This window comes from Mucilaginibacter sp. L3T2-6, from assembly GCF_030519355.1.
Taxonomy (GTDB): domain Bacteria; phylum Bacteroidota; class Bacteroidia; order Sphingobacteriales; family Sphingobacteriaceae; genus Mucilaginibacter.
On record NZ_JAUMKC010000012.1, the window covers coordinates 113,365 to 131,614 of the forward strand.

Annotated in this window: 15 protein-coding genes; 8 read left to right on the forward strand and 7 right to left on the reverse strand. The window is 45.6% G+C overall.

Going from position 1 to position 18,250, the window contains the following annotated elements; all coding sequences use genetic code 11:
• Position 1: 1 nt before the first annotated feature.
• Positions 2–832, forward strand: a complete 831-nt coding sequence (locus Q3W13_RS14620; protein WP_302864972.1) for a DUF4097 family beta strand repeat-containing protein — start codon at positions 2–4, stop codon at positions 830–832.
• Between the two features lie 94 nt (positions 833–926).
• Here Q3W13_RS14620 and Q3W13_RS14625 read toward each other — a convergent pair whose 3' ends face one another.
• The 3 genes from Q3W13_RS14625 to acs all read right to left on the reverse strand — a co-directional run bounded on the left by Q3W13_RS14625 (position 927) and on the right by acs (position 5,340).
• A complete protein-coding gene (locus tag Q3W13_RS14625; RefSeq protein WP_302864973.1) occupies positions 927–2,987 on the reverse strand; it encodes a beta-L-arabinofuranosidase domain-containing protein in 2,061 nt (686 codons plus the stop codon).
• A 160-nt stretch (positions 2,988–3,147) separates the two neighbouring features.
• A complete protein-coding gene (locus Q3W13_RS14630; RefSeq protein ID WP_302864974.1) occupies positions 3,148–3,333 on the reverse strand; it encodes a CsbD family protein in 186 nt (61 codons plus the stop codon).
• A 105-nt stretch (positions 3,334–3,438) separates the two neighbouring features.
• Positions 3,439–5,340: an acetate--CoA ligase gene (gene acs, locus Q3W13_RS14635; protein WP_302865057.1), complete on the reverse strand. Its 1,902-nt coding sequence runs from the start codon at positions 5,338–5,340 to the stop codon at positions 3,439–3,441.
• A gap of 424 nt (positions 5,341–5,764) precedes the next feature.
• On the opposite strand from acs, the gene rpmB reads away from it, so the two are divergent.
• The 6 genes from rpmB to bshC all read left to right on the forward strand — a co-directional run bounded on the left by rpmB (position 5,765) and on the right by bshC (position 10,822).
• Positions 5,765–5,998, forward strand: a complete 234-nt coding sequence (gene rpmB / locus Q3W13_RS14640; RefSeq protein WP_302864976.1) for a 50S ribosomal protein L28 — start codon at positions 5,765–5,767, stop codon at positions 5,996–5,998.
• Positions 5,999–6,088: 90 nt separating this feature from the next.
• On the forward strand, positions 6,089–6,271 hold the full coding sequence (gene rpmG / locus Q3W13_RS14645) for a 50S ribosomal protein L33 (RefSeq protein WP_022830075.1): 183 nt from the start codon (positions 6,089–6,091) through the stop codon (positions 6,269–6,271).
• Positions 6,272–6,357: 86 nt separating this feature from the next.
• Positions 6,358–6,513: a DUF4295 domain-containing protein gene (locus Q3W13_RS14650; RefSeq protein WP_302864996.1), complete on the forward strand. Its 156-nt coding sequence runs from the start codon at positions 6,358–6,360 to the stop codon at positions 6,511–6,513.
• Between the two features lie 172 nt (positions 6,514–6,685).
• On the forward strand, positions 6,686–7,651 hold the full coding sequence (gene ftsY / locus Q3W13_RS14655; RefSeq protein ID WP_302864997.1) for a signal recognition particle-docking protein FtsY: 966 nt from the start codon (positions 6,686–6,688) through the stop codon (positions 7,649–7,651).
• A 128-nt stretch (positions 7,652–7,779) separates the two neighbouring features.
• Positions 7,780–9,114, forward strand: a complete 1,335-nt coding sequence (rimO, locus tag Q3W13_RS14660) for a 30S ribosomal protein S12 methylthiotransferase RimO (protein ID WP_302864998.1) — start codon at positions 7,780–7,782, stop codon at positions 9,112–9,114.
• Positions 9,115–9,220: 106 nt separating this feature from the next.
• A complete protein-coding gene (bshC, locus tag Q3W13_RS14665) occupies positions 9,221–10,822 on the forward strand; it encodes a bacillithiol biosynthesis cysteine-adding enzyme BshC (protein WP_302864999.1) in 1,602 nt (533 codons plus the stop codon).
• A gap of 57 nt (positions 10,823–10,879) precedes the next feature.
• On the opposite strand, the gene Q3W13_RS14670 is transcribed toward bshC, so the two are convergent.
• Together Q3W13_RS14670 and Q3W13_RS14675 are read right to left on the reverse strand one after the other, a co-directional pair.
• Positions 10,880–12,562, reverse strand: coding sequence for a DUF5060 domain-containing protein (locus Q3W13_RS14670; RefSeq protein ID WP_302865000.1), 1,683 nt, complete (start codon positions 12,560–12,562; stop codon positions 10,880–10,882).
• A 25-nt stretch (positions 12,563–12,587) separates the two neighbouring features.
• Entirely contained in the window at positions 12,588–14,132 is a 1,545-nt protein-coding gene (locus Q3W13_RS14675) for a YifB family Mg chelatase-like AAA ATPase (RefSeq protein ID WP_302865001.1), read from the reverse strand.
• 570 nt (positions 14,133–14,702) lie between these two features.
• Here Q3W13_RS14675 and Q3W13_RS14680 point away from each other — a divergent pair.
• Positions 14,703–15,707, forward strand: coding sequence for a DUF3078 domain-containing protein (locus tag Q3W13_RS14680; RefSeq protein WP_302865002.1), 1,005 nt, complete (start codon positions 14,703–14,705; stop codon positions 15,705–15,707).
• 133 nt (positions 15,708–15,840) lie between these two features.
• On the opposite strand, the gene Q3W13_RS14685 is transcribed toward Q3W13_RS14680, so the two are convergent.
• Together Q3W13_RS14685 and aspS are read right to left on the reverse strand one after the other, a co-directional pair.
• Positions 15,841–16,035: a hypothetical protein gene (locus Q3W13_RS14685; protein ID WP_302865003.1), complete on the reverse strand. Its 195-nt coding sequence runs from the start codon at positions 16,033–16,035 to the stop codon at positions 15,841–15,843.
• A gap of 74 nt (positions 16,036–16,109) precedes the next feature.
• Entirely contained in the window at positions 16,110–17,858 is a 1,749-nt protein-coding gene (aspS, locus tag Q3W13_RS14690) for an aspartate--tRNA ligase (RefSeq protein WP_302865005.1), read from the reverse strand.
• Positions 17,859–18,250: the final 392 nt, after the last annotated feature.

Sequence of the window (18,250 nt, forward strand, 5' to 3'; positions counted from 1 at the left end):
CATGAAAACTATAAAAATAATAGGGGCATTGGCAGTAGCGATGCTTATTTATAACGGTCTTTATGCGCAAACTGCTGAGAAGGAACAGCTGGTGGTGCCGCTCAGCCAGCCCGGCAGGCCTTACAAGCTGGACGTGGGAATTGTAGACGGCTCGATAACCGTAATAGGTTATGAGGGTAAAGACATCATCATCGAGACGAAAGAAAAAGACAGGGGAGAAAGGCAACGTAATCAGCATACCCGCGACGGAATGCATAGCCTCTCCACCGGCCGGAGGGCCGATATACAAGCCAACGAAAACAATAATACCGTTACTGTAGAAGGAGAGGCCGGCAGGGAAACCAACCTGGTGCTGAAAGTTCCGCAGGGAGATGCGGCACTGAAACTTCAAACCGTAAATAATGGCGATATTTTGGTAAGCAATATTAATGGTGATTTAGAACTCACTAATACCAATGGCGGGATAAAGGCCACCGGTATCTCGGGTTCGGTAGTAGCAAATACAGTAAACGGCAACGTGATAGTTACTTTTAAAAGCATCGACCCAAAAGCTGCGATGGCCTTTACCACCCTTAACGGCAATGTTGATGTAACCTTCCCGCCGAGCCTGAAAGCGAATGTGAAATTAAAATCAGACAGGGGCGATATATTTACTGATTTTGATGTGGTAGCCGAGGAACATAAGCCGACAGTATCCAACAAAAGCACCCCGAAAGGCAAAATGTACAGTTTAAAGGTTGAGGACTGGGTTTACGGTAAAATAAACGGCGGCGGTCCGCAACTGATGATGAAGAACATGAACGGTAATCTTTATATCCGAAAGGTAAAATAACGGTATATAAATTTAAACATCTCATAAATTTCTGAACTAAGTATATTAAGGAATTTGACAACTCCCTGGGAATTGCCAAATTCCTTAATTGCTGTTATTCTACAACCGGGAATGCAGAGATCCTTAACCTTGCTCCGCCCATAGGTACAAGGGTGAGCTGCTTTTCAGGCTCAGACGTTTTTACAGGGCTTGCAGGAAGTAAACCACACAGGCCATACTGATCAATCTTCCAATCAGGTATTTGTTTGCCGTGTGTTATTAACAAGATTGGCGCATTGGCGTTAGTGAAAGGGTTATTATCCTTTGGCCATGCACGCTTTTCAACGGTAAATGATGCCGCCGGATTTACTTTGTTAAATAACAATCCATAGTTCCATGCCGATTCAGGATATATCTCGAATGTAGGCCATTTGGTTGGGTCGGCGGTTGGTTGCCATTTGGCATCGGCTACAGCAACTTCTTTACTGTTAGTATTCTTAACGTATTTCTCATCAATTTTAAGCGAGAACGTAAGCGGGCCGTAATTTACGCTGATGCTGTTTTTGTTTTTGTCCCACTCGCGCGTTTGTATCTTCATCGGCAGGCGCAGGGTGATCCTGTCGCCGGTTTTCCATTTGTTATCCAGCTTAATGTATTCGCCGTTTTGGGCATCAACGGCTACCATTTTTCCATTCACCTGCAAAATAGGCGCATCGCACCATTTTGGTATACGCAGGTAAATGGGGAATGTGTTAACACCTTTGGTAGTCACTTTCATGTCTATCTCATCATTGAATGGATAGTGGCTGGTGCTTTCAATTGTTACAGGTGTTCCGTTACCTGCTTTGGCGGTAACTTTTCCCTGAATATAAAGCAGCGCGGCAAGACCATTATCGGGTGTAGCCATCCAGCTATTCTCTGAGTAATAAACCCAGCCCGCAGCGTGGTTATGCTGGCAGCACCGGCTGCTGAACGGGTTCATGTTCAGGAACGGACCATCATTATCAATGCCGGGCGCATGGTTCTTGCTGTCGCTTACCACCATGTTTGGCGCTGTTAAATAGCGAAGGCCGCGGTAATCAGGCATAAAAGCAGCAGGGAAAGTGTTAAATGCAACGTCTTCGCAATTGTCAGCCCAAAAAGTATCGCCAGTAAACTGCATAAGAAACTCGTCGGAGGTCATTTGCTCCACCATGCCACAGGTTTCTACAGCCTGGCGCGGGTCGTCATAACCTTTACGGGCATTTTCGTCGGCTCCAAACATGCCGCCGGGCACCTGGCCATAAATATCACGGATCAGCTTAAAATCATTGTAAGATGCCTGCAGATCAGCCGGCACTTTGCTTTGCATATAATAGGTGGCCGGTTCGCGGAAGGATTGCGCCACATTTACGTTATGCCAATTAGGCAAGTTATTAGCCTGACGCCAGTTGGCCGTGTTTTTGTCGATTTTGGTTGCCAGATCCAGCAGCCATTTTTCGCCGGTACGATTGTATAGCCAGTAAACGCTGATCAGGTTGTCGCCACCGCGGCTGTTTTCCCAGTAATCTTTTAAAAACAGGTTGTCCGGCACGCTCATTTCATATTTAAAATAAGCGCTCATCAGCTTCAGCACGCGCGGATCGTTTGAATATTCATAATAGGATTGCAGGCACCATAGCATCGGCATATTGCCCCACAGATCGCGGCGGCCGGGCTTGGTCTCATTCAGCGGACCGAAATCGCCATTAGCGCGCTGGTTGCGGATAACGGCATCAATCCAGAATTTAGTTTCCTTTAGCATTTTCGGGTCTTTAAGCACATAGGCCATATCGCCATATCCCTTCAGCCAGTAAGGCAGCTCTTCCCAGCCATATTTGCCGTGACCGCTTTTGTTCACCCAGGCATTATCGGTTTTTGAAAGCCAAACACTGATTTCTCCGAGGTTGCCGGTAAGGCCGTCGCGCTCCAACTCAAGTTGTTTTTTTAGCCAGCCTCCTGGTTTTATTGCGGTAACCGGCAGTTTAATAAAATACTGTGGTGTTAACGGAGCACGGTTTGATACATAATAGCTGTTGTGCTTGTTGTTATCGATCTGCTTTACAGTGGCAGCTGTTTGAGCATTGGCCTGCATAGCCATTGCCGAAAAGCAAGCCGCCGCAAGCGTTCGATAACTTACTGAAAAGATATTCTTCATTTATAATTGGGTTTGTGAAAACCCAAATTTAGAAAATTAACTGTCAGGCAAACAATATTCTTGAATATTGCTGAGAGTTTAAGGCGCCTTTGAAAAAATGCATAGGCCTGGCCGGGTGGTTTGGCCGCAAAAAAGCCCCGGATTCCGGGGCTAAATCAATTTACAGATCGTTAAGCCATTTTACCAGCTCGTCGCGGCCTTTGCCGGTTTTTTGCTGAAGCTTGCCCAGCAATTCGTCATCTTTTCCTTCCTCGCGCACCAGGTCGTCGTCGGTGAGGTCGCCGTAGGCTTGTTTTACTTTTCCTTTCACTTCGTTCCAGGTTCCTCTTAATTTTAAATCGCTCATGATGTTTTTGTTTAATAGATGTGTTTATTAAACAGACGGAACATCATTTGGTTCTTGAACAAATGTTAAAATCGAGCGGCAATACCCTGGAGATTTAATATAATCCTACAATGCCCCTGCCTTTATCTCGTCAACTACCGCTGGATCGAGCAGTGTCGACGTATCGCCTAAATTGCTGGTATCACCCTCTGCTATCTTCCTTAATATACGGCGCATAATTTTGCCAGACCGTGTTTTGGGCAGGCCGCTTACAAACTGTATTTTATCTGGTTTAGCTATAGCGCCAATGATGCGCTGTACCGTCATCATAATATCTTTGCGGGCAAGCTCTTCATCGCCATGGTGATTAGGGCTGATTACAAAGGCATAAATACCCTGCCCTTTAATATCATGCGGATAGCCCACCACAGCCGACTCAACCACGCTGCTGTGCATATTAATAGCATTTTCTACTTCGGCAGTGCCGATCCGGTGACCTGAAACATTCAGTACGTCGTCCACACGTCCGGTTATACGGTAGTAGCCATCCTTATCGCGCAAACAGCCGTCGCCGGTAAAGTACATGTCGTGGTAAGTAGCGAAATAGGTTGTGCGGCAGCGCTCATGGTCGCCGTATGTAGTGCGCAGCATGCCTGGCCATGGAAATTTAATACACAGGTTTCCGCTTGTGCCGTTGCCTTCTATTTCCTTACCGTTCTCATCAACCAGCACGGGCTGAATTCCCGGTAAAGGTAAAGTAGCATAGCCCGGCTTGGTCGGCGTTAACCCTGCCAGCGGCGATATCATGATACCGCCTGTTTCGGTTTGCCACCAGGTGTCTACAATAGGGCAGCGGCCCTGGCCAATTTTTTCGTCAAACCAGTGCCATGCCTCTTCATTGATAGGCTCGCCTACGGAGCCGAGTTTTTTTAACGAACTAAAATCCTTACCCTGCAATGCCTCGTCGCCAAAGCTCATCAGCGAGCGGATTGCTGTTGGCGCAGTATATAATATATTGACTTTATACTTTTCAACGATATCCCAGAAACGACCGGGTGTCGGCCATGAAGGGATCCCCTCGAACATCACCGTCGTCGCACCCTGGCTGAGCGGGCCATAAGCAATATAGCTATGACCGGTTATCCAGCCAATGTCCGCAGTACAAAAATATACCTCACCCGGATTGTATTGGAACACATTAGTAAAAGTATAGCCCGCGTACACCATGTAACCGCCGCAGGTATGCACCACACCTTTAGGTTTACCGGTTGAGCCCGAAGTATAAAGGATAAACAACATATCTTCAGCGTCCATTTCTTCGGCAGGACAGTCAACACTACCCTGTGTTTCCACTCTTTTTATTTCATCTTCCCACCATAGGTCGCGGCCTTTTATCATTGACACCGGCGTGCGGCTGCGGGTTAGCACAATTACCTTCTCAACCGACGGGCATTGAACCAGGGCATCGTCAATAATTTCCTTTAACTTTATGGGTTTATTTCCACGGAAGCTGCCATCCGCGGTAATAACCAGTTTGCAGGAAGCATCGTTTATCCTGTCGGCGATGGACTGGGCCGAAAACCCGCCAAAAACAACAGAGTGTATAGCGCCAATACGTGCGCAGGCTAAAATAGCGATGGCCAGCTCGGGCACCATGGGCATATAAACACAAATACGGTCGCCTTTTTGCGCGCCATTGTTTTTAAGCACGTTTGCAAACTGGCAAACTTTATCGTGCAGTTGTTTATAGGTAAGTATGCGGTGGTTTTCCTGGGGATCGTTGGGCTCCCAGATAATGGCCGGCTTATCGCCGAGTGTTTCCAGGTGACGGTCGAGACAGTTTTCAGTAATGTTAAGCTTTGCGCCCTGGAACCATTTAACGCGTGGTTCCTTAAAGTTCCATTCCAGCACTTTGTCCCACTTTTTGCGCCAGTAAAAATTTTCGGCAATGCCTTCCCAAAATTGTTCGGGCTGCTCTATACTTTGCTGATAAACTTGCTTGTACTCATCAAATGATGAGATTTTCATTGCGGTCTTCATAGTCTATGGAATTGGTGGTGTAAATTAATAATTTTATAGGAGATGTATAAAGCGAAAAGGAACTTTTTAAATTTTTTTAAAAAGATTACATCTAAGAAATTGTCCAAAAACGGTTGCCAGTAATTATTACAGGGCATTAGCCCCTTCTAAATCTCCCCCGGTTGGGGAGACTTTAGCTTAGGTATATTTTAAGTCCTCCCTTCCGGGGAGGGTTTGAGTGGGGCTAAAACCGGTATATTTATATTTTTAGACAGCTTCTAAGACAATCACATAGTGTTACTAACGCACTTAATGTTCAAAACTATCGCTTCAAATAATTTGAAAAAATAATTTAAAACAGTATTGCCTATTTCACTTTAAATCCTGATATTTGCAAACTCTTTACAAAAGGGGAGAATTAAAAAGATTTGTCATGTCAAGAATTTGTGATCTAACAGGAAAAGGATCTTTAGTTGGCAATAACGTTTCAAACTCAAACGTTAAAACTAAACGCAGATTTCATCCAAACCTAAAACTTAAGAAGTTTTACATTCCTGAAGAAGATAAATGGATTACCTTAAAGGTTTCTACTTCGGCTGTTAAAACCATCAGCAAAAATGGTATAACTGCCTGCATCAATAAATACGTTAAAAAGGGTTATATTTAGCAGATAGCTAATTAAGCTGATTGGGTGAGTGGTTGGATCCACAAAGCCGGATCGCTAGTTCGCTAATTCTCTAATTCAATAAATAAAAAGATGGCTAAGAAAGGCAATAGGGTTCAGGTAATTTTAGAGTGCACCGAGCATAAAACCAGCGGTATGCCTGGTATGTCTCGTTACATTACCACCAAGAACAAAAAGAACACAACTGAAAGACTGGAGTTGAAAAAATTCAACCCTGTTTTACGTAAAGTAACTGTTCATAAAGAAATTAAGTAATTTGTTGATTGGGTTGATTTGTTGATTAAGTTAACGCTGTCCAAATCACTGATTAACTAGCTCGCTAATTCACTAATTAATAAGACATGGCAAAGAAAGTAGTTGCAACCCTGAAAACCGGAAAGGGCAAAGAGTTTTCGAAAGTGATAACAATGGTTAAATCACCACGTACCGGCGCTTACTCATTTAAAGAGCAAATCGTTCCTAACGATAACGTTAAGGACGCGATTAACGGAAAATAACTGTTAATTTAAGCATAAAAATACAAAAGCCATCTTGTTTACACGGGAAGGCTTTTTTTATTTGATGTGCGGACGCGTGATTGTGCGGATAGCGAATTGACATAGAAAAAACTCAATTGCGCTTATAAATCCGCACATTTGCATATCCGCACATTCGTACATTAAAAAACACATGGGATTATTCGATTTTTTTAAAAAAAAGGAAGCTACCCCGCAGGAGCAGGAGGCGCTGGATACAGGGCTCGAAAAAACCAAGGATAACTTTTTTTCAAAAATAACCAAAGCCGTTGCCGGCCGGTCCACCATCGATGATGACGTGCTCGACGACCTGGAGGAAGTACTGGTAACCTCGGACGTTGGCGTTAAAACCACGCTGAAGATAATTGAGCGTATACAGGCCCGCGTTGCCCAGGATAAATATGTAAGCACCGCGGAGTTGAATTCGCTTCTTAAAGACGAAATTCAAAAACTCCTGGCCGAGAATAACAGTAACGATTTCACCAATTTCGAATACGGCGATCATAAGCCTTATGTAATTATGGTGGTGGGCGTAAACGGTGTGGGCAAAACCACTACCATCGGAAAGCTGGCCAATAAATTAAAACAAGCGGGTAATAAAGTAGTATTAGGCGCTGCCGATACTTTCCGCGCTGCCGCCGTTGCCCAGATACAGCTTTGGGGCGAGCGCGTTGGCGTAAAAGTTGTAGCGCAGGCTATGGGTTCTGACCCAGCCTCCGTAGCCTATGATACCCTGCGCTCTGCGGTAGCCAATGGCGACGATGTGGCAATTATTGATACAGCCGGCCGTTTACATAATAAAGTAGGCCTGATGAACGAGCTTACCAAGATCAAAAACGTAATGCAGAAGGTAGTCCCTGGCGCTCCGCACGAAATATTGCTGGTACTGGATGCCTCAACCGGTCAGAATGCCATTGAGCAGTGTAAGCAGTTTACCGAAGCAACCGATGTGAATGCGCTGGCACTAACCAAACTGGATGGTACAGCCAAAGGCGGTGTGGTAATAGGGATAAGCGACCAGTTTAAAATCCCGGTAAAATATATTGGTGTTGGTGAAGGTGTAAATGATTTGCAGCTGTTTGACAGGCAGGGGTTTGTGAATTCATTATTTAAACAATAAAAAACTTTGTCATTGCGAGGAACGAAGCAATCTCGTCGCCTTGCCTTGCGGACTATGCATATTGACGAGGTTGCCGCGCTCGTTCCTCGCTCGCAATGACAAAGCGGGAAGATAAAGTGTGAAAGTACATGAAAACAAAATCAGTAAGCAGGCCAGAAATACAGACTAAACCCCGTGTAAACGTGGTAACACTCGGCTGCTCTAAAAACGTATACGACTCTGAAGTGCTGATGGGCCAGCTGAAAGGCAATAGCTTTGATGTAGTGCATGAGGCCGAAAGGGTTGCCAGCGATGATATTATCGTTATAAATACTTGTGGCTTTATAGATAACGCCAAGCAGGAATCGATCGATACTATTCTGCAATACAGCGAACTGAAAGAGCAGGGCAAAGTGGGGAAAGTAATTGTTACCGGGTGTCTGTCTGAACGCTACAAGCCTGAACTGGAAGCCGAAATTGCCAACGTAGATTCATGGTTCGGTACAAATGACCTGCAAAACCTGTTGAGCTCTGTCGGAGCAAATTATAAGCACGAGCTGATCGGCGAGCGCCTGTTGACCACCCCTAAACATTTCGCTTACTTTAAGATCGCAGAAGGCTGTAACCGCCCGTGCTCGTTTTGCGCTATCCCGCTGATGAGGGGCAAACACCTGAGCACACCAATGGAACAATTGGTGAAAGACGCACAAGCCCTCGCCAAAAACGGCGCCAAAGAACTAATACTTATTGCCCAGGATTTAACCTATTACGGCCTCGACCTGTATGGCAAACGTAACCTGGATGAACTATTGCGGCGCTTAAGCGACGTTAATGGCATCGAGTGGATACGTTTGCAGTATGCCTATCCGTCCGGCTTTCCGATGGAGATCCTGGATGTGATGAACGAGCGCGAAAATATCTGTAAATACATGGATATGCCTTTGCAGCACATTAGCGATAACATGCTTAGATCCATGCGCCGCGGAACCACCAAGCAAAAAACTATCGACCTGGTAAACCAAATCCGCAATAAAGTGCCGGGTATTGCTATGCGCACCACGCTCATCACCGGCTATCCCGGCGAAACTGAGCAGGATTTTGAAGAAATGGCGGAATGGGTTGAAGAAACCAAATTCGACCGTCTGGGATGTTTTACTTATTCCCACGAGGAAAAAACCCACGCCTATTCGTTAGTTGATGATGTTCCGGAGGAAGTGAAGCAGGACCGTGCCGATGCGATAATGGAGATTCAGCAGGGCATTAGCTTCGATAAAAACCAGGAGAAAATCGGCCGGACATTTAAAGTTTTGGTTGATAAAAAGGATGGAGATTATTTTGTCGGCCGTACGGAATTTGATTCGCCGGAGGTTGATAATGAAGTGCTGATTGATGCTTCGCAAGATTATGCAACCATCGGCGGTTATGTAAACGTACAGGTTGATACCGCCGAGGACTTTGACCTTTATGGACATATTGTAAAATAAATCCGTTTCATACACAGGCTGTTGGTTTTAGAAATTTAAAATTTAAATTCGGCTTTGTTTTATCCCGGATTTAAATCCGAAATCGAAAATCCGACATCCGAGATCCATGGACGCAGCCTGTATAAGCTACAAAGAAACCGGGGCTTTCTCCCCAACTGTTATCGATTATCTGGAAGACGCCCCGGCGCTTCGCCCGTTTTATACTTACCGTCCTGATTTTGATGGCTTTGAACAGTTCCTGTGCAAGAAAAAAGTTGTCGCCGACAGAAAAATTTTGGTGGATGTATTGCTTGAACAATATGCAAGATTAAATGGACATAAGACCGATTTTGCCACACCTCTCCAGGCTGTGAAAGACTTGGCGCTTGATAGTACTTATACCGTTACTACAGGCCACCAGCTGAACATTTTTGCAGGTCCGCTTTACTTTATTTATAAAATCGTAACCGCTATAAAGCTGGCCCGCCAGCTCAAAGAAAAATTTCCGGATAAAAATTTCGTGCCCGTTTACTGGATGGCATCGGAAGACCATGATTTTGCCGAGATAAACTACACCAATATCGGCGGCAAGAAAGTGCATTGGTGGTACGAGGCGTCCGGCGCGACCGGCCGTATTAACCCGGAGACCATGCGTGTGGCTATCAATCAATATAAAGGCGCTTTGGGCATAGATAATCACGCCGATGAGCTGGGTGAAATTGTAGAGACGGCCTATACTAAATTTGATAAGCTGGCCGATGCTACACGTTATTTGGTGAATGCGTTGTTTGGGCAGTACGGGCTTGTGATCATTGACGCAGATGACCATCGCTTCAAGCAGTCATTCGCACCCATCATCGCACGTGATATTATCGAACAAAACAGCTTCAAAAACATCGAGGTTACCAATAAAAAGCTACACGAATTAGGCGTACATATACAGGTTAACCCGCGTGAGATAAACTTTTTTTACCTGATGGACGGTCTGCGCGAGCGCCTTGTCTTCGAGCATGACCGCTACCGGGTGATGAATACCGAAATCAGCTTTTCGGAAGAAGAACTGCGTAACGAGATTGATACCTATCCTGAGCGTTTCAGTCCGAATGTGGTCATGCGTCCATTGTACCAGGAATGCATATTACCTAACATCGCCTACATTGGCGGCGGGGCCGAAGTAGTTTACTGGCTGGAGTTAAAATCTAACTTTGATTTTTACCAGGTAGATTTTCCTATTTTGATTTTACGTAACTCCGGCCTTTTAATCGAAAAAGAAACCGCTGCGAAGATCATTCGTATGGAGTTGCAACCGGCCGAGCTCTTTAAGCCCGCCGACGAAATAAAAAACAACTGGATAAAAAAGCATAGCCAACACAACCTTTCGCTTAGCGACGAGTGGGACGAGTTAAACTCGGTTTTTGATAAGCTGAAACAGCGTGCAGCTAAAATTGAGCCTACGCTGGCGCCATCCACCGAAGCCGTAAAAGCGCGCTTGAAGCATGCTATGGATAACCTGGAGAAGAAACTGGTTAAAGCAGAGCGGCGCAATTATCAGACCCGGCTCGAACAGATTGAACACATCAAAGAAGATATTTTCCCGAAAGATAGCCTGCAGGAACGTACCGAAAACTTCGGCTTGTTCTACGTAAAGTGGGGGCAGAGCTTTATAGAGGAGTTGGTTCGGGCGTTCGAGCCACTGGACTTTCAGTTTACAGTGTTAACGGAAGTGTAAAAAATAGCTTGGTCTTTCTGCAGGCTACTAAGCTTTAAAACTTCGTAAATATTAAGATCACTTCTGAGTTATTACAAATACCGTTTCTGTTTTCGCTTCGAGGGCAACCGCATTTATTGTCAACTGTCCTTTACTAACCTCAAATCGATTAGCTTGTTTTCGCTGCCTTGTCTCGGGGTCGAAAGATTCCACGGTTGCAGTTTTACCTTCAACGCTGAATGATATTGGCGTAGTTATTTTCTCGCCTGTATTATTCAGCATGTAGATAAAATATTTATTCCCGCACCTGACACCATAGCTTTCTATCCTGCCGGAGCTTACGGAAAACTGTTCAAAATTACCATTTCCAGCTTTCAGCATCTCATCACTTACCTGCCGGACGCCATTAAAATAAGGCGTCATATTGCGGGTGTCAAAAAGCTCCCACCACCAGGTCATCGGCAGGATAGGCGTTTGGCTGAACAGGCCGTACCATAGTCCGCGCTTGTAATCAAAATCAAAGCTCTCGCCGTATTTTGGATTATCATCTTCCCAGCGATACCCAAACTCGCCAACCACGTATGGTTTTCCGAAAGTTTGAATGTAGTCGGGATAAATAGCCGGTATTTTTTCGGTGTGCTTGTAAATATGTTTCTGGTTAAAATCGATATAAGCGATGGAATTCATACCCATAATATCCCGGTGGGATACACTGGTAGTAACCAGGTGATGATAAGGGTCGATATCTTTAAGGTAGCGGCTCATTTCGTCGTGCCACTGGGTAATTGCCGCATGGGGAATTAATATACTGTCAGCGCTGTTAAATGCAGCATTATCTACCTCGTTAAAAAATTCAAACGCCGCAATGCTGGTACTGTATCCCCAGCGGGCCACTACATAACGAAGCTTGTTTTTATACCTGTCGCGAGCGCTGCGCAGCGTAAAGAATTCTGCCGGGGTTTTGGCCGGACCGCCATTTAAAACATTATATGGGCTGTTCTTCCATCCGCCGTCCTCCATCAGGTGACCATGCCAGTCCATCGTAAGCATAAAATATAAATGCAGCGAATCGGTGAGCTTTACCAGTTCGTCCATGCGTTGAATAGCGCCCGGGTTAAAGTATTCAGTGGTGTTGCTGTAGCGTTTGGTTGAGCTCACCTTTTGCCATTCGAGTGGTATGTTCCAGTAACACATCCATGTACGGAAAAAATTGGCGCCGTTTTTTGCCAGGGTCGGTAACAAATAATCATAGGTCCATTTTGGATTTTCAAATGAGCGCGACTCCCACCCCACATTTTCCCCTATGCCACGAAATAATTGCCCGTTGTCAAATTTGAATGTCCACAAAGTGTTTTTGTGCAGAAAGCCGGGCTTCTGTGTTGCCGCTACTATAAAAGATGCAGACTTTGATTCATCTGAACCGTCTTTATTTTGAAGATGGAAGGTATAACTATACTTCCCCGTTTCCTGAGGCGCGAATCTTGCCTTCCATGTTGATGCGCCTGCGTTCCCGCTTTCATAATAACAAGGCAGCGCTACAGGCTTACCGGAAGGCGAAATCAATACCATGTCGAGCTTGATATCTTTTTGATCGTATGGGTTGGTATAAGAGGCGTTTACGGTGATGTTCCATTCCGCCTTTTCATATTCACTGACGGTTGATTTCAATAGCCGGAAACCATTTATTTTAGGCTGCGCAGCGGCAGAAAAAGTTATTAAAACCAGTAAATAAAAGGGGGATATGATCTTCAATGTTTTCATGAATGTGCTGCTTTATAGCGGTATATTATCCAGCCCACCCCTCCCTGTCCAGGCTTCTGAAATGTATAGCTTCGGCCAGATGCTCCAGCTCGATCTCTTCGCTGCCTGCTAAATCCGCTATGGTGCGTGATACTTTTAATATCCTGTCATAAGCACGGGCTGACAGTCCCAGCTTTTCCATTGCCTTTTTTAGCAGATTCTGCCCGGCTTCGCTTATTTTGCAGATATCGCGCACCATTTGCGGGCTCATCTGCGCATTAGCATGCAGATCGGGCTTATTGCCAAAACGGTGTGATTGTATGTCGCGGGCTTTGATTACGCGGTCGCGGATAAACTCGCTTTTTTCCGCCAGGCGGTCGCTTGCAAGCTCGTTAAAATTCACAGGGGTAACTTCTACATGCAGGTCGATGCGATCCAGCAGCGGGCCGGATATTTTGCTTAGATATTTTTGTACAATGCCGGGCGGGCACACGCATTCCTTTTCGGGATGGTTAAAGTAACCGCAGGGGCATGGGTTCATACTCGCTACCAGCATAAACGAGCTCGGGTAGTCGATGGTAAACTTTGCGCGCGATATGGTTACCCGCCGCTCTTCCAGCGGCTGGCGCATCACTTCGAGGGCCGTCCGTTTAAATTCGGGCAATTCGTCAAGGAAAAGTACGCCGTTATGTGCCAGCGATATTTCGCCCGGCTGCGGGTTGCTGCCGCCGCCCACCAGCGCCACATCGCTAATGGTATGGTGCGGCGACCGGAACGGCCGCGTGGTAACCAGCGCATCTGCCGCCGCCAATTTGCCTGCAACAGAATGTATTTTGGTAGTCTCTAACGATTCATGTAAGCTTAGCGGAGGCAATATAGATGGCAGCCGTCGTGCCAGCATGGTTTTGCCAGCCCCCGGCGGGCCAATCAATATCACATTATGGCCGCCCGCAGCGGCAATTTCCAATGCGCGTTTAATGTTTTCCTGGCCGCGTACTTCGCTAAAGTCGCTGTCATAAGCAGTAAGGCTTTTAAAAAACTCTTCGCGGGTGTTTACTACTTCCGGTTCAATCCGGGTTGTGCCGTCAAAAAAGCCGGATACCTGGGTTAGGCTTTCAACGCCGTATACTTCAAGGTCGTTTACAATAGCAGCTTCGCGGGCATTTTGTTTGGGGAGGATAAATCCTTTAAAGCCCTCCTTTCGGGCCTGGATGGCGATCGGTAAAGCTCCTTTGATGGGTTGCACCGTGCCGTCAAGCGATAGCTCGCCCATAATGAGGTATTTGCCAAGGTTCTCGCCGTCAATCTGTCCCGAGCTGGCTAATATAGCGGTCGCGATAGTAAGGTCATAGGCAGAGCCTTCTTTGCGGATGTCGGCAGGGGCCATGTTTACCACTATTTTCTGCCGTGGCATCCTGAACCCGTTTGTGCTCAGGGCAGCCTCAATACGTTCCATGGATTCGCTCACCGCCTTATCGGGCAGGCCTACAATAGTGTAATAAGGTTTGCCGCCGCCGCTGATATTTACTTCTATGGTGATCGTAATAGCCTCGATACCATACACGGCGCTTCCAAAGGTTTTAACTAACACAACGCTCTTTTATAATTGTGGGTGTAAGATAGAGTTTTTTGAGGAGTTGAGGAAAGATAACGAAAATCCGGTTGCGTTCTGTCTGTATTCGTTTATCATCATATGGAAACAGGTTTTAAAGTTTCTGTTCCCGGGGCATCGCCCGATAATTATGGAAAGCTGACACTGGTTTGTTTGACAAAGATTCACAAAGAACTATCAGTCAGAATATTAGCTACATAACGAAAGCTTCAATCCCAAGGTTTACAGATTTTAGCACCTGTAACCATATAACAATCTGACTATTAGTGTATTAAATGTAGGTTTACAACCGAAAACTGTAAAGTACCTGTAAACCCGGATCCTTCGCTATCGCCGTCAGGAAAATGCATCCCGGAACATCTGCACTTTAAAAATTAATCGTTTTGAAAAAAGCCGGAGTGAAGGTTTATAGCAATTTATCTGTTCAGCATCACCCTTCCTTACTTTTTCTCTTAAAAATTAACTATATTATAATAAATTTGCCGCTTAACTGTTTAGGCGTTGTAAACGTTCTCCGTATACAAAGGCCATGGCTAAAGTTCTACCATTATGCTAAAAACCGTCCCCGGGTTACTCATCTTATTGTTATGCGCCACGCTCAGCGCATCGGCACAAAAAACCGACTCCCTGAAAGTTGACACCAACCAACTGAACAAATATCGGATCGATCCAGGCAAAAATGCCCTGCCACAACGTTTTCGCGAAGTGCAGATACATAGAGAAGAGTTGCCGGTTACCATGTTGGATTACCAGGTAAGTTATTGGCATAAGTCGGTATTGTTTGGTTTAAATTTTAGTCAGTCGGCGTTTAGCAGCAACTACGCCGCGGGGGGCATCAGCGCTATTGCGTTAGGTGGTAATTTTGATTACAAAGTTGAATACAACAAAGCACCGCTAAACTTTGCTTCCGAATTGAACCTGATCTATGGTATATCAAAAAATAAGGGGCAGGGTTCGCGCAAAACCAACGACCGTATTTTCTGGGACAATAAAATTGCGTCGCAATTATCCAAAAAATGGTTCTTTTTCGGGTCGTTAACTTTTGAATCGCAGTTTGATAAGGGCTTTAATTATACCGCCGATTCGCTGGGAAATCCCATCAATCAACTGATTTCGAATTTTATGTCTCCGGGATATTTAACTGAATCGGTAGGTTTTGAGTTTAAACCAAGCAAATTTTTTGACTTGCGACTGGGTACCGGCACCGCCCGGCAAACATTCGTGCTGGATACCACTATCTATCATAACCAGCCTTCCAATTATGGCGTACCGATAGGCAAGCGCGTACATAATGAGCTGGCGTTCCAGGTAGTGGCTGTGTTTGATAAAGACCTGACTAAAATGTCGCACCTTAATGTGCGCTATGCGATGTTTGTACCCTACCAGCAAGCGCTTGACTATACCAGCCACCGTGTGGACCTTGTGTACACCAGCAAGGTAAATAAGCTGATTGCCTTTACCGTAAACGGCACCTTCCTGTATGATAAAAACACCTCGGACCGTGTACAGGGAACGGAAGGCTTAGCGCTGGGAATAGTGTATAAGTTCCCATAAATGTTGTGCGGACGTGCGAATTTTAAGAAGTTAGGGTCATCTTTTATATATTTCTTTCCTATGAAGAAAGCGGATAGGAATAATTTCATTATTGACGTATTCTAAACCAATCCGATAATCGCGGTTTTTACGATCATTGCAACGACTTCAGAAATTCATCGGTATCAATATATTCCCCTGTTTTACCTTCGATGATGGCTTTTGCAATTCTAATATCCTCCAGGTCATCTTTACTCAAAAACTGTGCTTTTATTCCCATTTTTTGAGCAATTGTAAGCAACAGCTGAATGTCTTTTTTTGATTTCCCTGATAAAATTGCTGCTTCCATATAACAAATATAGTATATAAAAAATGCCCATCGCAAACGACGGGCATCCTCTTATCTGATAAATCCTGCAAATCCTAATTCACTGTTGTTTTTATCTTTAACTCATTCATTTGGGCTTCAGCAATGGTGGATGGCGTGTCGATCATCACATCGCGGCCTGAATTGTTTTTAGGGAAAGCAATAACGTCGCGTATCGAATCCAGGCCGGCAAATATTGAACACAGCCTGTCAAACCCGAAGGCAATACCACCATGCGGAGGCGCGCCGTATTCAAAGGCATCCATCAAAAAGCCGAACTGTTTTTGAGCCTCTTCAGGCGAGAAACCAAGGTGCTTGAACATTAGCGACTGCAGTGTACGGTCGTGGATACGAATGGAACCACCGCCAACTTCTGTACCATTAATAACCATATCGTAGGCGTTCGCGCGAACTTCGCCTGGCGCTGTGTCCAGCATAGGGATATCTTCGGGCTTTGGCGAAGTAAACGGATGGTGCATGGCATGGTAGCGGCCGGTTTCTTCGTCCCACTCCAGCAGCGGGAAGTCAAGCACCCAAAGGGCAGCAAAAGTATTTTTATCACGCAAACCCAAACGACTCCCCATTTCCAGGCGAAGCTCATTCAGTTGCTTGCGCACTTTATCTGTTTGCCCTGCTAATACCAGCATAAGGTCGCCGGGCTCTGCATTGAATGCGGCTGCCCAGTTAGTCAGGTCATCTTCGCTGTAAAACTTATCTACCGATGATTTTAAGGTGCTATCGGTATTGTAACGGCAATAAATCATTCCGGTAACACCAATCTGCGGACGCTTCAGCCATTCGGTAAGTTCATCCAGTTGTTTGCGGGTGTAGTCAGCGCAGCCTTTAGCGTTAATGCCTACAACCAATTCCGCATTATCAAACACCCCGAAACCTTTGCCTTTTACCACATCGTTCAGTTCAACAAACTGCATCCCGAAACGGATATCCGGCTTGTCTGATCCATACAGCCGCATCGCATCGGCATATTGCATGCGCGGAACCTCGGGCAGCTCAAAGTTTTTCACTGTTTTGAAGAGGTGACGGATAAGCCCCTCGAATATATTTACAATGTCTTCCTGGGTGATGAAGGCCATCTCGCAGTCGATCTGGGTAAATTCGGGCTGGCGGTCGGCACGCAGATCTTCATCGCGGAAACACTTAACGATCTGGAAGTAACGGTCGAAACCGCTCACCATTAGCAATTGCTTAAATGTTTGCGGAGACTGAGGCAAAGCATAGAATTCGCCCGGGTTCATACGGCTTGGCACCACGAAGTCGCGGGCGCCTTCCGGTGTGGATTTAATCAGCACCGGGGTCTCAACTTCTATAAAATTCAACCCATCCAGATAACGGCGTGTCTCCTGTGCCATTTTGTGGCGCAGCATCAGGTTGTTGCGGATAGGGTTGCGGCGCAAATCCAGGTAGCGGTATTTGGCGCGCAGCTCTTCCCCGCCGTCGGTCTCGTCCTCTATCAGGAATGGAGGGATTTTAGCCTCATTTAATATATTGATTGACGACACCTCGATCTCGATATCGCCGGTAGGCATCTTTGGGTTCTTGCTGGTACGTTCAAGCACTTTGCCGGTAACTTCAATTACGAACTCGCGGCCGAGATTACGGCTCAAATCACGCACACTGGCATCTGTGTCTGTATTAAAAACCAGCTGGGTTAAACCATAACGGTCGCGAACGTCGATAAAAGTCGTTCCGCCCAGGTCGCGTGATTTTTGCACCCAACCACATAAAGTAACCGTTTGGCCAAGGTTACTCATGTTCAATTCGCCGCAAGTATGTGTACGTAGCATAGTTATGTATTATAAAAGTTTGCAAAAGTAGGGTTTTAGTCCGAAAGTCGGAGAGTCCGGAAGTCCGAAAGTGCCCATCTAAATCAAAAAATGCATAAATCTTTCCGACTTTACTGACTTTTCCGACTTTCGGACTATATTTGCCTCCATATTCTCAAGGGGTGCCTTGTTTTGGTTATTAAAATAAACTGCAGGTTATTTTACCAAACTGAAAGACAGGCTGAGATCAAACCCGTTGTGAGGAGTTCTAAGTCTTGAGTCTAAAGTCCTGAGTCCGAAAGAGGCCCGCAGACTAATGCCCACTGACTAATGACCACCCACATACACCTGATCCGGGTAATGCCGGCGTAGGGAGAGGTAAAAAGTTAAGTGTACTTCGTATTCGCCCTGGT

Excerpts from the sequence above, each read along its gene's own strand:
- Q3W13_RS14620 (WP_302864972.1), top strand. The coding sequence starts at position 2 with ATGAAAACTATAAAAATAATAGGGGCATTGGCAGTAGCGATGCTTATT.
- Q3W13_RS14625 (WP_302864973.1), bottom strand. The coding sequence starts at position 2,987 with ATGAAGAATATCTTTTCAGTAAGTTATCGAACGCTTGCGGCGGCTTGC.
- Q3W13_RS14630 (WP_302864974.1), bottom strand. The coding sequence starts at position 3,333 with ATGAGCGATTTAAAATTAAGAGGAACCTGGAACGAAGTGAAAGGAAAA.
- acs (WP_302865057.1), bottom strand. The coding sequence starts at position 5,340 with ATGAAAATCTCATCATTTGATGAGTACAAGCAAGTTTATCAGCAAAGT.
- rpmB (WP_302864976.1), top strand. The coding sequence starts at position 5,765 with ATGTCAAGAATTTGTGATCTAACAGGAAAAGGATCTTTAGTTGGCAAT.
- rpmG (WP_022830075.1), top strand. The coding sequence starts at position 6,089 with ATGGCTAAGAAAGGCAATAGGGTTCAGGTAATTTTAGAGTGCACCGAG.
- Q3W13_RS14650 (WP_302864996.1), top strand. The coding sequence starts at position 6,358 with ATGGCAAAGAAAGTAGTTGCAACCCTGAAAACCGGAAAGGGCAAAGAG.
- ftsY (WP_302864997.1), top strand. The coding sequence starts at position 6,686 with ATGGGATTATTCGATTTTTTTAAAAAAAAGGAAGCTACCCCGCAGGAG.
- rimO (WP_302864998.1), top strand. The coding sequence starts at position 7,780 with ATGAAAACAAAATCAGTAAGCAGGCCAGAAATACAGACTAAACCCCGT.
- bshC (WP_302864999.1), top strand. The coding sequence starts at position 9,221 with ATGGACGCAGCCTGTATAAGCTACAAAGAAACCGGGGCTTTCTCCCCA.
- Q3W13_RS14670 (WP_302865000.1), bottom strand. The coding sequence starts at position 12,562 with ATGAAAACATTGAAGATCATATCCCCCTTTTATTTACTGGTTTTAATA.
- Q3W13_RS14680 (WP_302865002.1), top strand. The coding sequence starts at position 14,703 with ATGCTAAAAACCGTCCCCGGGTTACTCATCTTATTGTTATGCGCCACG.
- Q3W13_RS14685 (WP_302865003.1), bottom strand. The coding sequence starts at position 16,035 with ATGGAAGCAGCAATTTTATCAGGGAAATCAAAAAAAGACATTCAGCTG.
- aspS (WP_302865005.1), bottom strand. The coding sequence starts at position 17,858 with ATGCTACGTACACATACTTGCGGCGAATTGAACATGAGTAACCTTGGC.